Annotated in this window: 15 protein-coding genes; 6 read left to right on the forward strand and 9 right to left on the reverse strand. The window is 66.0% G+C overall.

The window, feature by feature from the left end:
* Positions 1-187: 187 nt before the first annotated feature.
* The gene (locus AB0H00_RS30570; RefSeq protein WP_357273126.1) at positions 188-451 is read right to left on the reverse strand and encodes a hypothetical protein; all 264 of its coding nucleotides are present in this window, start codon (positions 449-451) and stop codon (positions 188-190) included.
* A gap of 1,920 nt (positions 452-2,371) precedes the next feature.
* The gene (locus AB0H00_RS30575) at positions 2,372-2,923 is read right to left on the reverse strand and encodes an MspA family porin (RefSeq protein WP_357273128.1); all 552 of its coding nucleotides are present in this window, start codon (positions 2,921-2,923) and stop codon (positions 2,372-2,374) included.
* A gap of 333 nt (positions 2,924-3,256) precedes the next feature.
* On the opposite strand from AB0H00_RS30575, the gene AB0H00_RS30580 reads away from it, so the two are divergent.
* Positions 3,257-4,198 (forward strand): endonuclease/exonuclease/phosphatase family protein, encoded by a 942-nt coding sequence (locus AB0H00_RS30580; protein WP_357273131.1) that lies wholly within the window; start codon positions 3,257-3,259, stop codon positions 4,196-4,198.
* A gap of 47 nt (positions 4,199-4,245) precedes the next feature.
* Here AB0H00_RS30580 and AB0H00_RS30585 read toward each other — a convergent pair whose 3' ends face one another.
* The 6 genes from AB0H00_RS30585 to AB0H00_RS30610 form a co-directional block, all read right to left on the reverse strand.
* A complete protein-coding gene (locus AB0H00_RS30585) occupies positions 4,246-4,698 on the reverse strand; it encodes a 6,7-dimethyl-8-ribityllumazine synthase (RefSeq protein ID WP_357273133.1) in 453 nt (150 codons plus the stop codon).
* Positions 4,699-4,707: 9 nt separating this feature from the next.
* A complete protein-coding gene (locus tag AB0H00_RS30590; RefSeq protein WP_357273135.1) occupies positions 4,708-5,586 on the reverse strand; it encodes a lysophospholipase in 879 nt (292 codons plus the stop codon).
* Positions 5,583-6,959: a M20/M25/M40 family metallo-hydrolase gene (locus AB0H00_RS30595; protein WP_357273137.1), complete on the reverse strand. Its 1,377-nt coding sequence runs from the start codon at positions 6,957-6,959 to the stop codon at positions 5,583-5,585. Before AB0H00_RS30595 ends, AB0H00_RS30590 begins: the two co-directional genes overlap by 4 nt.
* The gene (locus AB0H00_RS30600; RefSeq protein WP_357273140.1) at positions 6,956-7,108 is read right to left on the reverse strand and encodes a hypothetical protein; all 153 of its coding nucleotides are present in this window, start codon (positions 7,106-7,108) and stop codon (positions 6,956-6,958) included. The genes AB0H00_RS30595 and AB0H00_RS30600 overlap by 4 nt, the downstream gene beginning before the upstream one ends.
* Before the next feature lie 176 nt (positions 7,109-7,284).
* The gene (locus AB0H00_RS30605; RefSeq protein ID WP_357273142.1) at positions 7,285-7,950 is read right to left on the reverse strand and encodes a response regulator transcription factor; all 666 of its coding nucleotides are present in this window, start codon (positions 7,948-7,950) and stop codon (positions 7,285-7,287) included.
* A complete protein-coding gene (locus AB0H00_RS30610; RefSeq protein ID WP_357273144.1) occupies positions 7,947-9,122 on the reverse strand; it encodes a sensor histidine kinase in 1,176 nt (391 codons plus the stop codon). The genes AB0H00_RS30605 and AB0H00_RS30610 overlap by 4 nt, the downstream gene beginning before the upstream one ends.
* A gap of 152 nt (positions 9,123-9,274) precedes the next feature.
* Here AB0H00_RS30610 and AB0H00_RS30615 point away from each other — a divergent pair, with 152 nt between their 5' ends.
* The 5 genes from AB0H00_RS30615 (at position 9,275) to AB0H00_RS30635 (ending at position 12,386) form a co-directional block, all read left to right on the forward strand.
* Positions 9,275-9,697 carry a hypothetical protein gene (locus AB0H00_RS30615; RefSeq protein WP_357273146.1) on the forward strand — a complete coding sequence of 141 codons (423 nt, stop codon included), beginning with the start codon at positions 9,275-9,277 and terminating at the stop codon, positions 9,695-9,697.
* A 59-nt stretch (positions 9,698-9,756) separates the two neighbouring features.
* Positions 9,757-10,263 carry a hypothetical protein gene (locus tag AB0H00_RS30620; protein WP_357273148.1) on the forward strand — a complete coding sequence of 169 codons (507 nt, stop codon included), beginning with the start codon at positions 9,757-9,759 and terminating at the stop codon, positions 10,261-10,263.
* Between the two features lie 282 nt (positions 10,264-10,545).
* A complete protein-coding gene (locus AB0H00_RS30625) occupies positions 10,546-10,986 on the forward strand; it encodes a DoxX family protein (protein WP_357273150.1) in 441 nt (146 codons plus the stop codon).
* A gap of 161 nt (positions 10,987-11,147) precedes the next feature.
* Complete coding sequence (locus AB0H00_RS30630; RefSeq protein ID WP_357273152.1) at positions 11,148-11,597, forward strand: hypothetical protein; 450 nt, start codon at positions 11,148-11,150, stop codon at positions 11,595-11,597.
* A 54-nt stretch (positions 11,598-11,651) separates the two neighbouring features.
* Positions 11,652-12,386, forward strand: coding sequence for a DUF4191 domain-containing protein (locus tag AB0H00_RS30635; protein WP_357273154.1), 735 nt, complete (start codon positions 11,652-11,654; stop codon positions 12,384-12,386).
* A 54-nt stretch (positions 12,387-12,440) separates the two neighbouring features.
* On the opposite strand, the gene AB0H00_RS30640 is transcribed toward AB0H00_RS30635, so the two are convergent.
* Positions 12,441-12,839, reverse strand: coding sequence for a YrdB family protein (locus AB0H00_RS30640; RefSeq protein WP_357273157.1), 399 nt, complete (start codon positions 12,837-12,839; stop codon positions 12,441-12,443).
* Between the last annotated feature and the right edge of the window lie 50 nt (positions 12,840-12,889).

Raw genomic sequence — 12,889 nt, forward strand, 5'->3', positions numbered from 1 at the left:
GCCACAGCCACCCCACCGACAACACCCGGAAAGACGAACAACGCGAGAGTGATCCCCAGCAACCACACCATCCTGCGCCGTCGGCCAGAAGCCTCGACCCAACACCGAAACCGCCGCACCACCACCCGCGGTCGCCACCGCACCGGATCCCAGAACTCGAATATCGCACTGGTCATTCGACTGTGAATCAATTCCGTTCGACTATCAACTCTTCGGCAACGCGCCGGAAAATGTCATCCACCGACTCATCGCTATCGGCCGCCGGGCCGGATTCCGCCGCGGTATCTGCAACCTCGCCACCACCCGACTCCTGCTCGGCGGCAGCCGTGCTGTCGACGTCCTCCGCCTGCCCTTCGTCACCCAGGAGGCTGAACACCGCATCGGGAGTATCGACGCATTCTGCTGCGTCATCTCGACCGTTCTCGCCCTGCCCATTCATCACGTTTTGCACCGCTCGGACATTGCGGTTCTCCTAATCTGCCCCAGCCAGTGGAAACTGAGCGCGAAACCGATCAACCAGACCGCCGCGGTGACGATGGCCATTTAGCCGAATTCTCCCGCTAGACCGGCGTGTCGAAAGCTCATGCTCCCGCAGCGCGAGAGAAACGACTTTGGTAGATCGATCTACCACCCACGTGACTGACCTAACCATGGAGTACGTGTGGATGTCAATAGGGCTGGGCCGCGGTGGTCATTGGTTCCTCCGCTCCGGCGGAGTCCGGCCGCCAAACGGCCTTCGCGACACGTACTCACTGCGAAGAAGGCACCCAGCAAAACCGCCACCACCGCTGTCGCTACGACAATGGCTGTATTGAACGATCGAACACCGCTTCAACGAATTCGAGTGGACCGACGTCCTGGCCGGAGGCAACAATGGCGAGCTCGAATTCCCGCCCGGTATCGCGAATCATTCTGTGGCACTGCGGATCCAGTCATCACGCGTGGGCGTTCTTGCGGGGCCTGTATACCGGCCCCTACGGTCAGGAGCGGCTGAGTAGAGGCGGAGAAGCCGGTCTGTGAAACCGCCTCCAGGCCGGGGGAGCGGCCTGGCGTGACGGCGACTCCTACGATGTACGCAGGCAGCTCGATCGGCCGGTGGATGCTGCCCTTCGCGTCAATCCCGATCGACAGGCAGCGACGCGATCAAGCGGTCGAGGGCCTCACGGTCGGCTTTGCATCCCTCGGCCAGCCGGCGCTCCTCGGCGGCGTTGTTCTTGCGGGCCTGTACGAGTGTCGAGCGGACCTCGGCCAGCTGCTCGTCGCGGCGGGGCGCCGTTCTGGGCAGTGTTGCGGGCGTTGCGGTACTTCCACACCGGGACGAGCGCGCCTAGCGCGAACAGGACTGCTACGAACCACTGGCGAAGACGGCCATAACGAGGGCGAGGCCCGCGAAGGCGGCGGTAGCGATTGTCTTCCAAGGTGCGTCGGCGTCGTAGCCCACCGCGATTCGGCTCGACGGCGGCGAGCTGTTCGGCGTTGCGGCCCTCGCTCGTGATCTCGACGGTCGCGTTGCGGCGCTTGACGGTGGTGACGACCGGTTCGGGCGCGATGAATGCCGCGTCGAGACGCGAGCGCGGCAGCGGGGCGCTCAGTTGGGGCGCGAGGCGGCGCAGCGGGATCAAGGTGTCGGGGTCGAACAGGTCGTCGCGGACCAGCGTCGACCGTACCGGCGGCCTCGCCCCAGCTCGAAACCGAATACCTCGATCGCCCGGTCCCAGATCTCGAGCTCCTCCTCGCCGACGGCGGTGGCGCGAAGAGGGCGGCGAGACGACCTTTATCGGCCGGGTACGGTCAGCAGCAGCTGAAGGGGGCGGAGAAGCTGGTCCGACCCGGGGCGTCACTCCTCGGCACGGGCTGCGAGCGAACCGTATGGCGACGCGACAACGCTTTTCGTGCTACGAGGACAGCGACAGCTGGTAGCGCGTGGGCCGATCCACATCCGCGCCACACCGGATCTCCACCCGCGCCTGAGAGCTCGACCGGATCTAGACCTACCCGGCTATAGCCGCTATCTGCCCGGCCTACTGCGGCACGGGCACGATCGCGTGTCCGTGCCCGTGTCCGTGTCCGTGCGCGTGGCCAGGTGGTGGCGGAGTCAGTGCCGACGCACCTGAGCCGCCCTTATCGGGCGGGCCGCTCGTGCCGGGGGATTGCGGTGGCGAGGGTGGCCCATTCGATCCTGACGATCCTGGTCCGGCCTCTTCGTCGGGGTGGGTGGGTTCCTCGGGTACCGGTGTGTCGCAGGGCTTCCCAGGGACCGTGATCAGCTCTTCGTCACACGGTGGGATCGGCTCCGCCTGGGCGGCGACGGCTTGGGTGCCAGCCGCTATCACTGCGGCCACAAGGGCTGTTCCTATGCGGCGTTTCATGATCACAACCAGATCGGGTCGCCATAGACGGCGACGGAATTGTCGGCGGTGGGCGTGGACATCGACACGATCGCGTACGAGCGCAGGCTGACGGCCCCGAGGCAGGCATCCACCTTGATCTGCACTTGGTCCACGCTGATGGAGCCATGCGGTCCGGCCAACGTCTTCGTGCCGAAGGGAAGGGCGGTGATCGCTCCTGGTTTCGGATTGACTGAGATCGACGGCACCACCAATGCGCTTCCTCCGACGTTCAATCCCGGTGTCGGCGCTACCGTGATACCGACATTCGGCCCGATCAGTCCCGACACGCCGACGGCGGCCCCGGTGGAGACATCCACCTGGCAGCCGATTTGATAGCCGAGCGTCAGGCTGCCCGCGTCCACCGGCTGCTGGCCGGATCCGGAGATGTCGGCAGTCGCTGTGAGGCTCACGAATCCCTCGCGGGTGAACGGCGTCGCCGCCAAGTTCGGAACGCGATCCAGACTCGCTGCGGTCGTGGTGATCCGCAGGTCCCAACCGTCCTCTGTGGTGACCGCCCGTGACTTGTCCGGCATCGGATCTGCCTGTGCTATCCCGGCAGCGCCTACTCCCAGAAACGCTGCTCCCACGAAACACAGTGGAGCTACGACCGAACGCCTCATATCCATGTCCTTTTCGATGAACTGATATAGCCGAAGAACCTTATCGCACCCCACACGCACCTGTGAATCGTCGGCTTTTCGTGGCTTCGCGTGAATTCGTAGTCATTGCAGGAGTATTGCCGTCGGTGTGGCGCGGTGGTGTACCGCAGTTCTCGTCGGATGACGAAAGCGACAGCGGGTGCTCCTGAACCGATTTGCATCCGTACCACACCGGGATCTCCACAATCGGCGGATAGTCTCGGCCACATGCGTAAATGGATGGACCGGGCGTTGCTCGAAGCGGGGTGGTGCGCGGTGGCGGCGGGAGCCGTCGGGATCGTGCTGCATTTCGGGGCGTGGCAGCGGCGATGGCTGGTGCTGGTCGCGTCCGGGGCTTCGTACTTCATGATTGGGGCGGTCGTCGGTCTGGTGCTGTTCCTCAGCGCGCGCAAGTGGCGCAGCGCTGCCGTCGCCGGGGTGCTTGCCGCGGTCACGCTGTGGACGCTGGCGCCCGTGTTCGTGCCCGACGGGCGGGCCGCGAGCGGGACACAGCTCATCGTCATGCAATCGAACCTGCTGTTCGGCGGCGCCGATCCGGCGGCCGTTGTCCGCGCGGTGCGCGAGAACCGGGTGGACGTGCTGACCGTCGATGAACTGACCGACCAGGCGGTCGAGCGATTGACGATCGCGGGAATCCTGGAGGATCTGCCGTACCACTACACTCAGCCGACACGCACGGGCGGCGGTGGAACGGGCATCTACAGCCGATACCCGTTGCGCGACAACACGAAATACGTCGGTTTCATCCTGAACAACGTGTCCGCGACGATGGATCACCCCGAACGCGGACCGATCACGGTCTTCGCCTTACATCCGGTCCCGCCGTTGGCATTCCAGGCGTGGACCGCCGAGATGCGCAGGGTCCGTGAAATCCTCGATGCCCGAACCGGTCCCGTGATCGTGGGCGCGGACTTCAACGCGACCCGCGACCACGCGGCCTACCGCGACCTGCTGCGCGGCCGCTTCGCCTCCGCCGCCGATCAAACCGGCGCGGGCTTGCTCCCCACCTTCCCGAACGACCGCGGCTGGGGCCCGGTGATCGGCATCGACCACATCCTGCTCGCCGAAGCCACCGCCGAAAAAATCCACACCTTGACTGTGCCCGGCTCGGATCACCGCGCCGTGCTGGCCCAAGTGCGCTTCCACTGAACCGGCCTGCCCCAGAACCTCGCGGACGGGGAAAGTCGAGTTCCGGACTACACCGGAAGTGACCGAAGGGAACTCAGGGTGCTGGCCAGAGCGCGGGCGGCCTCGGCACCCTTGGTCACGAAGTGCTCGGTGAAGTAGGTGACGTGCTCGCTGTGCTCGTGAAAATGATGCGGTGTGAGCACGACCGAGAACACCGGTACGTCGGTATCCAGCTGTACTCGCATCAGCCCGTCGATCACCGCCGAGGCGACGAAGTCGTGCCGGTAGATTCCGCCGTCGACCACCAGCGCGGACGCGACGATCGCCGCGTACCGCCCCGAGTACGCGAGACGTTTTGCGTGCAGCGGTATCTCGAACGCTCCCGGCACCTCGAACTTGTCGATGGTGGCCGGGTCGAAGCCGAGGTCGGCGTATTCGGCGCAGAAGCCCTCGTAGGCCTTGCCGACGATCGAACTGTGCCAGCTGGCCCGGATGAACGCGATGGATCTGGTAGTTCCCATGCGGGGATACTACTGGCTGGTAAGGTGCGCCTCCAGCCAGCCGACCACGTCGCCGAGAACCTTGTTTTGCTCGGGTTCGTTGAACACCTCGTGATAGAGGCCCTCGTAGCGGATCACGGTCAGGTCCTTCGAGCCCGCGCTCCGCTCGATGAGGTCGGAGCTGGAAGGCGCGGCGATCGAGTCGGCGGTGCCGTGCAGCACCAGCAGCGGTGTCGAGAGCTTCGCCAGCCGCCCTTTGACCGTCGCGCTGGCCTGCAGCATCTCGGCGCCGGTGCGGGCAGGCAGCTTGCCCCGGTAGACCAGCGGATCGTTGTCGTAGGCCGCGACCACCGCCGGATCACGACTGATCTGCGACGAATCCAATTTCAACACACCGAGACTCGGCGCCAGCCTGCTCAGCACGGGTGCGAGCAACCGCTGCGCCGGATTGCCGACCGGGATGTCCAGCGGCGGGGCCGACACCACGATGCCCGCGACGTCGATCGGCGCGCGGGTGGCCAAGTAGAGCACGATGAGGCTGCCCATCGAGTGCCCGAGGAGGAAGTGCGATACGTCGGGGTGCTCGCGGCGCGCGATGTCGAGCATGGCGGCGACATTGTCGGCGGCACCTTCCATCGAACCGATGTTGGCCTTGCCGCCCGCCGACTTGCCGTGGCCGATGTGGTCGAGCGCGTAGACCGCGAATCCCTCGGCCGCCAGACGCTTCCCGACGTGGATGTAGCGGCCGGAGTGTTCGGCCACGCCGTGCACGAGGACGATCGCGCCACGCGCCGTGCCGTCGGGCAGCCACGCGCGCCAGGCCACCCCGCTGCCGGTGCCGTCGAACTCGCCGGACTCGGTGCGGATCGCGGTCGGCGTGGCGTCGTCCGCCGTGGGCTGGGTGGTCATGCATCGGCTCCTGACGTCGATGGCGCACTGGTCGTGGCTGCTGCGAGCCGCTCGATCAGCCGCCGGTTGAACTCGATGAGTCGAGCGTAGTTGACCCGGGAGAGGCGCTCGTCGGTTCCATGAATCGAGGCCAGGTCGCGTTCGTCCAGCACGATCGGGGCGAAATTACACCGGGTGCCCGCCAGATCGTCGTAGTACCTGGAGTCGGTGGCGCCGGGGACGAGACCGGTGGTCACCGCGATACCAGGCACGATGTCGCGAGCGAGCTCGGCGATCAGGTCGAAGGCGGGGCCGGGGCCGGTGGTACGCGACGGTTCCGCGGACATGCCGACCAACTCGAGGCGAACACCCTTGTCGCGCACCACTTTCCGGCAGTGGTCGAGCACCGAGGCGACCGAGTCGCCAGGCAGGATGCGGAAGTTCACCAGCGCCTCGGCATGCTGTGGCAGCACATTGGACTTCACCCCGCCGCGGATCACGGTGGGCGCGGCGGTGGTGCGCACCAGCGCCTCGGTGTGCGGACGCGCCGCCATCACCCGCGTGATCACCGGCGCCGCGACGCCGGCGAGGCCGAGCAGGCGCCGCCGCGGCTCGGGCATGGCGTGGCGCAGCCGGGCCAGCATGTCCGCGATCACCGGGGTCAGGCGCAGCGGCATCGGATGGTCCTGGATTCGCCCCACCGCGCGGGCGAGCCGTCCGACCGCGGTCTGCTTGCCCGGCATGGACGAGTGACCGCCCACCTCGGTGACCGACAACCGAACCGTCGCGCAGCCCTTCTCGCCGAGCATGATCGTGGCCACCGGCTGCCGTACGCCGTCGGCGATACCCTGGGTGATCACGCCGCCTTCGTCGAGCAACAGGTCCGCGTGTACGTCCGCCTGCCGGAGATGGTCGGCCATGCGCTCGGCGCCATGCCCGCCGAAGACCTCCTCGTCGTGCCCGAACGCCAGATACACGGTGTGCCGGGGCTGGATACCCCCGGCGAGCGCCGACTCGACCGCCTCCAGGATGGCGACGACGCGGCTCTTGTCGTCGATGGCGCCCCGGCCCCAAATGAATTCGTCGTCCACCACCCCGGCAAACGGCGGATGCGTCCAGCGCTGCGGATCGTCCACGGGCACCACGTCCTGGTGCGCGAGCAGGATGGCGGCGACCCGGCCGGGTTCGCTACCCGGCCATCGGTAGAGCCTGCTGTGCCCGAACCGTCGTAGTTCGAGCTCGGCGTGTACCAGCGGGAAGGACTGCTCGAGGTGGGCGTCGAGGAGCTCGAACGCGGTGGTGGTCGCGTCCTCCGGCTCCTCGGCGGACACGGTCGCGCAGCGCAGCGCCGCGGCCAGGCGTTCGGCGGTCAGGTCGTCTACCGGCTCCGTCATCGGTCACCGTCGCGGTCGGGCGGATTCATGGACACCGTTGCATTGTTCAGCACGCCGGGATCGAGCGTTATGGTCATCTCGTTTTGCCACGTCACGATGCTCTCGGTGAGGTCGCCGGGCAGGTCGGGGTTGCGCGTTCCGATCAGCATGGCAGCCCGTCGCTCCCCGCGGCGACGGCGACCTGCGCCGAGGCGGGGGACTGCGACCACACGATGTCGACCACGGCGGTGACGCGCACGCCGATCCGATGGCCTGCCGAAATCGGCCAGTCTTGGGCCAGCAGCCGGACCTCGGCGGTGTCGGTGACCGGGGCGATACCGCGGACCTATGTCGAATTGATGCCGGGTGTGACCAGTCCGGATTCGTAGGCGAGCACGACGAGTTGCGAGCGGTCCCGGGCATGCAGGGCGGACAGCAGGCGGCTCACATAGGTGCGGGCCGTGGCGGGGCTGATGTGCAGGCTTGCGCCAATCTCACTGTTGCTTTCGCCCATGCCGACTCTGGTGAGGACTTCACGCTCACGTTCGGTGAGCGTGGCGATGATGCCGGGGCGCGTTGATCCGGTATCGCGAGCCACGCGGTTGAGGATGGTGCGGGTGATCGATGGGGACAGTAGGGCATCGCCTGCGGCGACGGTGCGGATTGCTGCGCGCAACCCGTCGGGGCTGATGTCTTTGAGTAGGTATCCGGCGGCACCAGCGCGGATGGCGCCGAAGATGTTTTCGTCCTCGTCGAACGTCGTCAATACGACCACCTGTACACCGGCCAGCGCCGGATCGGTGATGATCTGCCGAGTGGCCGCGATACCGTCCAGGACCGGCATGCGGATATCCATCAGCACGACTTCGGGGATGTGCCTGCGCACCGCAACCACCCCTTCCCTGCCGGTTACCGCCTCAGCGACGACCTGAATGTCGCCGTCGCGCTCGGCAAGAGCCCGCAGACCGGTGCGGACGAGTTCCTGGTCGTCCACTACCACCACGCGGATCATTCGGGTACCTCGATCGGGATGCGGGTTTCAACTAGGAAACCGGCCCCATCGCGTGGGCCCGTGGTGAGGGTACCGCCGAGAATGCGCACGCGTTCCCGCATTCCGACCAGGCCATGCCCGCGCGCCGAATCATCGACGGGCACCACGGCGGCCGTGCCGTTGTCACTGATCGTGATATGCAGGATGCCATCGTCGATGTCGGCGGTAACGCTCGCCTTGGTGGCGTCGGCGTGGCAGACGACGTTGGTGAGAGCCTCCTGCACGACGCGATACGCGGTCGCATCCACTTGTGGCGGCAACTGGTCGAGCGAGGTGCTCAGCTCACATGTCACATCGATCCCTACTCCGCGCGTGGTCTCCACCAGGCCAGGCACCCCAGCCAGCGACAGCACGCTGCGGGCATCGACATCGTTATCGCCGCGCAGTAGCCGGACCATGGACCGAACGTCGCGCAGCGACCAGTAGCTCGTCTTCAGGATATGTTCGACCGCGGTGCGCGCTGCCACGTCGTCGCGGCCGATGGCCTCGACGGCGACACCGGCCTGCAGGGATATCACCGACATCGCGTGGCCGACCGTGTCGTGCAGGTCCCGCGACAATCGCTCGCGCTCGCCCCGGACCCGCAGCTCCGCCTGACGAACCGACTGCTCCGCTGTCAGGCGTGTGATCTCGGCTTGTTGTGCTATGCGGACTCGACGGGAGCGCAGCGAGGAACCGAGCGCGATCGCGGTCACCATAAGAGCTACGTTCGACACCCCCTCATACCCGGCCAGGTACGCCGCGGATTCGCCTTGACGGAGCCGGAATCCTAGCGATACCGAGAACACCAGCACCCCGGCGCCGATCGCCCACCACGTCAGCCCCGCATCGGCGGTCGCGAAAAGAGCGGCCGCCAGCGGCACTGCCATCCCAATCGGCGGGTATTCCAGGGCATAGTAGCTGAAAGTCCCGATTGCCGTCGCGGCCAACATGATTCGCGGCAGTCCGTGACGCAGCAGCATCAGCGCGCCGAAGCCTGCCGCGAACAGATACGCGACCAGGTCCGGTGTCCGCTGACCGCCTTGCTCCATGGCGATGATAAATGCGATCGCCAGCGCGACGCCAGCGCCGAGTAGCACGTCCAGCAACCACTGCGGGACGTCGTCTCGGCGCGAGCGCGCCCATGCCGTCATAGCACGATCCTACGAATCCTTTCCCGATGCCGCCTCGGTCTGGAGGCGACCAGGAGTGTCGCTTCTCGACGTACCCGACAGCACCGAAAGGCGATAGGGATCGAGAGCGCAGCCAGATGTCTGGCCCGGGCGCGATCCATAATGTCAACAGCGTGAACACCCTGACCGCCACTCTGAAGACATTGAACTGGCCACTCATCCTCGGCCTCGGCGCATTGGCGTTGATCCGCCCCCTGATCCGCATCATCGAAGACCAAGCGGATTTCGATCTCTCGCCGCTGGTGCCGATTGCGATGACCCTTGGTATCACCGTCATCTGGATCGCCGCCGTCGGCCTCACCAAAGTCCGCGAACCATTGCTGACTCTCGTCTGCACCGGACTTACCTACGGGACGCTCTCGATGGTGCTCAGCGCAATAGTCTCCCCGATCCTGACAGGCCACCTCGAAGGTCCCTTCGCTACGCCGATCGCCATCGTCCCAGTGCTGATCGTGAACGCGATCTGGGGGTTGCTCGCCGGTGTGATCGGGCTGGCGATCCAGCGAGCCCGCGGCGTCAACACCAGTGCGCGATAGCCGGTCGCACCCGCACCGAATCCAGAGCACCATGACCCGGTTGCCGCCGAGAGGACATCATGAAGACCTTCACGATTCCAATGACTGTGATCGGGACATACGCGATCATCGCATTCTTCGTATTCGCTGTCGCCGCTTCGGAGACACTGCTGTTGTATCCCAATATCTTCCGCGACATTCCCGAGTCCCTCGAGTTGACCCAGGAATTCATGAGCGTGGTCGCCGTCGGTGAGGTGATGCGTCCGCTCGGGGCCGGGATGCTGGTGTCCGCACTGATCGCCGGTGCGGTGTCGGTGCGGTATCGCATCGCGCGGCGGTGGCTCGCCTGCTCGCTGACCGCACTGGTCAGCGGCCAGTTCCTGCTGTCGATCCGCTACCTGTGGCCGCGGGCGTCGATCCTGTTCGACGATCGGAATCAGCACACTCTGGACGAGATCGAACGTGCAGCGGGCGAATTCGAGGTCGGCCAGTATTTCAGGATCGCGGCGGCGGGGCTGGCTGCGTTGTTCGCGGTGGTCTCCGTCTTGGACTGCTATCGGGCCAGGGTCCTGGCCACCGTCCGCTAGAAGCATCCGGACGCCGACTGCGCGGAACTAGCAGCGACACCTGGCAGCCGTGGTGTCCTCCCCGGCGACCTCGATCTGTCACCAGCGCAGGTGCCCTCGTCTGCGGGCGGGCACGACTTCGACGATTCACATCCGGTAGGTGAGCAGTCACTCCACCCCACCGATCGGGCCCAGCGGGAATGCGGTGCCGCGTCACACGCGTGCTGTCACATTCCAGCGGTGGTGCCGGTCAGGGATGTGGCGGCGCACAACGCGCCGCGTGAACAAAGAGGGGCTGCCACGATGAGCAAGGCACGATCCATCGGATTCTGGACCACCACCGCAGCGACGGTATTCATTTTGGCATCGGGCGGCGTAGCCGATTTGATGCACGCGTCGGCCACCGAAGCGGGCATGACCGAGCTGGGTTATCCGGCCTATGTGATGACGATTCTCGGATTCTGGAAGGTGCTCGGCGCCATGGCGATTCTGGCACCACGCTTTCCGCTCGGGAAGGGATGGGATTATGCGGGAACGTTTTTCGATCTCACCGGTGATCTCGTCTCGCATATCGCGCACGGGTCGGGTGTGAATCCTCCTTTCTACACAGGCTCTTTTGCGGTCTGCGCCGTCGCGTCGTGGGCGCTGCGTCCGGCGAGTCGCACACTCGGCGCGCCGGTGTTCCGTGGGTACGGGGTTGTCTCGTGGCGTGCGGAGACGCCGCAGGTTCCGGCGGTGGTATGAGGGGACTGCGATACGGATGGCGGGTCGGCGTTGCGACGCACGCGTCGAGTTATTTCGTATGGCTACGTCTCGCGTGAACTCTGCCGTGGTTCAACATACTCCGCCTGGTGCCTGCGGCTGGTCGGCGTATGATCAGCCCAGTTCGAGTGTCCGGGGGAGAAATGAGCGTGCCGGTGACCGCGGATTGGGAACGGTTCGCGCAAGCGCTGACGCAATGTCTCTCGGAGCTTCCCTCGCGTGCGACGCTGATCATCGCGGCGCCGGGTAATCGCTACGTCCAGTTCGTCCAATACGACATCAAATTATCCGCTGAGCTGGCCGGTAACAATTATTTGACGCAGCCGATCCCGGACGTCGCCGCGCAGGAGCTGCGCGAACTCGGCTGGCACGAGCCCGTGCTGCGGCGCGACACGGACAACTGGACCAGAACGCTGTTCTGGCCGATCTCCCCGGGCAGCCTGCTCGCGTTCGCCCGCTCGGTCGCCATCGGCCTGCGCGACGCCCTCGGCGTCACCACTCCGGTGGAGCTGCGCGCCATGGGCTGGACCGAGGCATCCGGTGATCTGGATCTCAGCGTGCTCGGCCCGATCGGCCACCGCGGTGGGAATTGATCGCGCCATGTCCCGTGGTAAAGCCGGGACTACCTGGGCACTATCCTGAGAGACATGGCAGCAGGCAAGCCCACCAAGGAAGCGAAGGCCGCGGCGAAAGCGGCTCGCAAGCAGCAGTCGAAAGAGCGTCGCACGCAACTCTGGCAGGCGTTCCAGATGCAGCGCAAGGAAGACAAGCTGCTGCTGCCGCTGATGATCGGCGCCGTGATCGGCAGCACCGCCGTCTTCGTCGTCATCGGCGTGATCTTCGGGCTGACCTGGTTCCTCGTTCCGCTCGGCGTGGTGCTCGGCGCGTTGCTCGCATTCATCATCTTCGGCCGTAGGGTGCAAAAGAGCGTCTACGGCAAGGCTGAGGGCCAGGCGGGCGCCGCGGCCTGGGTGTTGGACAACTTGCAGGGCAAGTGGCGGGTGAACAACGGCATCGCCGCGACCACGCAGCTGGACGCGGTGCACCGGGTGATCGGCCTGCCCGGCGTGGTGTTGGTCGCCGAGGGCTCCCCGCAGCGGGTGAAATCGCTTTTGGCCCAGGAAAAGAAGCGTACGGCCCGGCTGATCGGCGACACACCGATCTATGACGTGGTCATCGGCAACGACGAGGGCCAGGTTCCGCTGAAGGAACTGCAGCGTTACCTGACCAAGCTGCCCCGCAACATCGACACCAAGCGCATCGACCTCATCGAGGGCCGTCTATCCGCGCTGAGCTCGCGCAGCGGGCCCGCGCTGCCGAAGGGTCCGATGCCTGGGGGCGCCAAGATGCGCGGCGTCCAGCGAACCATCCGCAGGCGCTGACCCGACTCCCGGGGAGGCCCGTGTCCCTGCGACACGGACTCTTTGCTTCATGCTCTATACCCAAGGTGTGCGCCCGCTGCCTCTATCGCGGCCGAGCAGCCAGACGACACGGTCGTAGGCGAGCGCGTGATACACGATCACCAGTACCGCGAACGCCACACCCCAGCTCGGCAGGCCGGCCGACTGCAGCGCGAGCGCCCCGCCGCCGAGCACCGTCAGCTCGATCACCAGGCGCGTCGAACCGGACACGGCCACCTTCGGCTGGCCGTCACGGCTCGGGTCGCCGGGCACTGTGAATATCCACCACATGACTGCCGCAACCACCGGTAGCGCCACCACCAGCAGAAACTTCCACGGCCCTTCGAACGCGCGCCAGCCGAAGACGCCGAAAGAAGCCACAGCAACAAGCTCGAGCAGGAAGCGGGCAGCGAGCATCACCGGATTCGAAGACACCGGCGCAGCCTATCGGCGTTACCCGGCGGCGGGCAGATCCGATGCTGGGC

The sequence above is a fragment of the Nocardia sp. NPDC023852 genome, from assembly GCF_040639505.1.
Taxonomy (GTDB): Bacteria; Actinomycetota; Actinomycetes; order Mycobacteriales; family Mycobacteriaceae; genus Nocardia.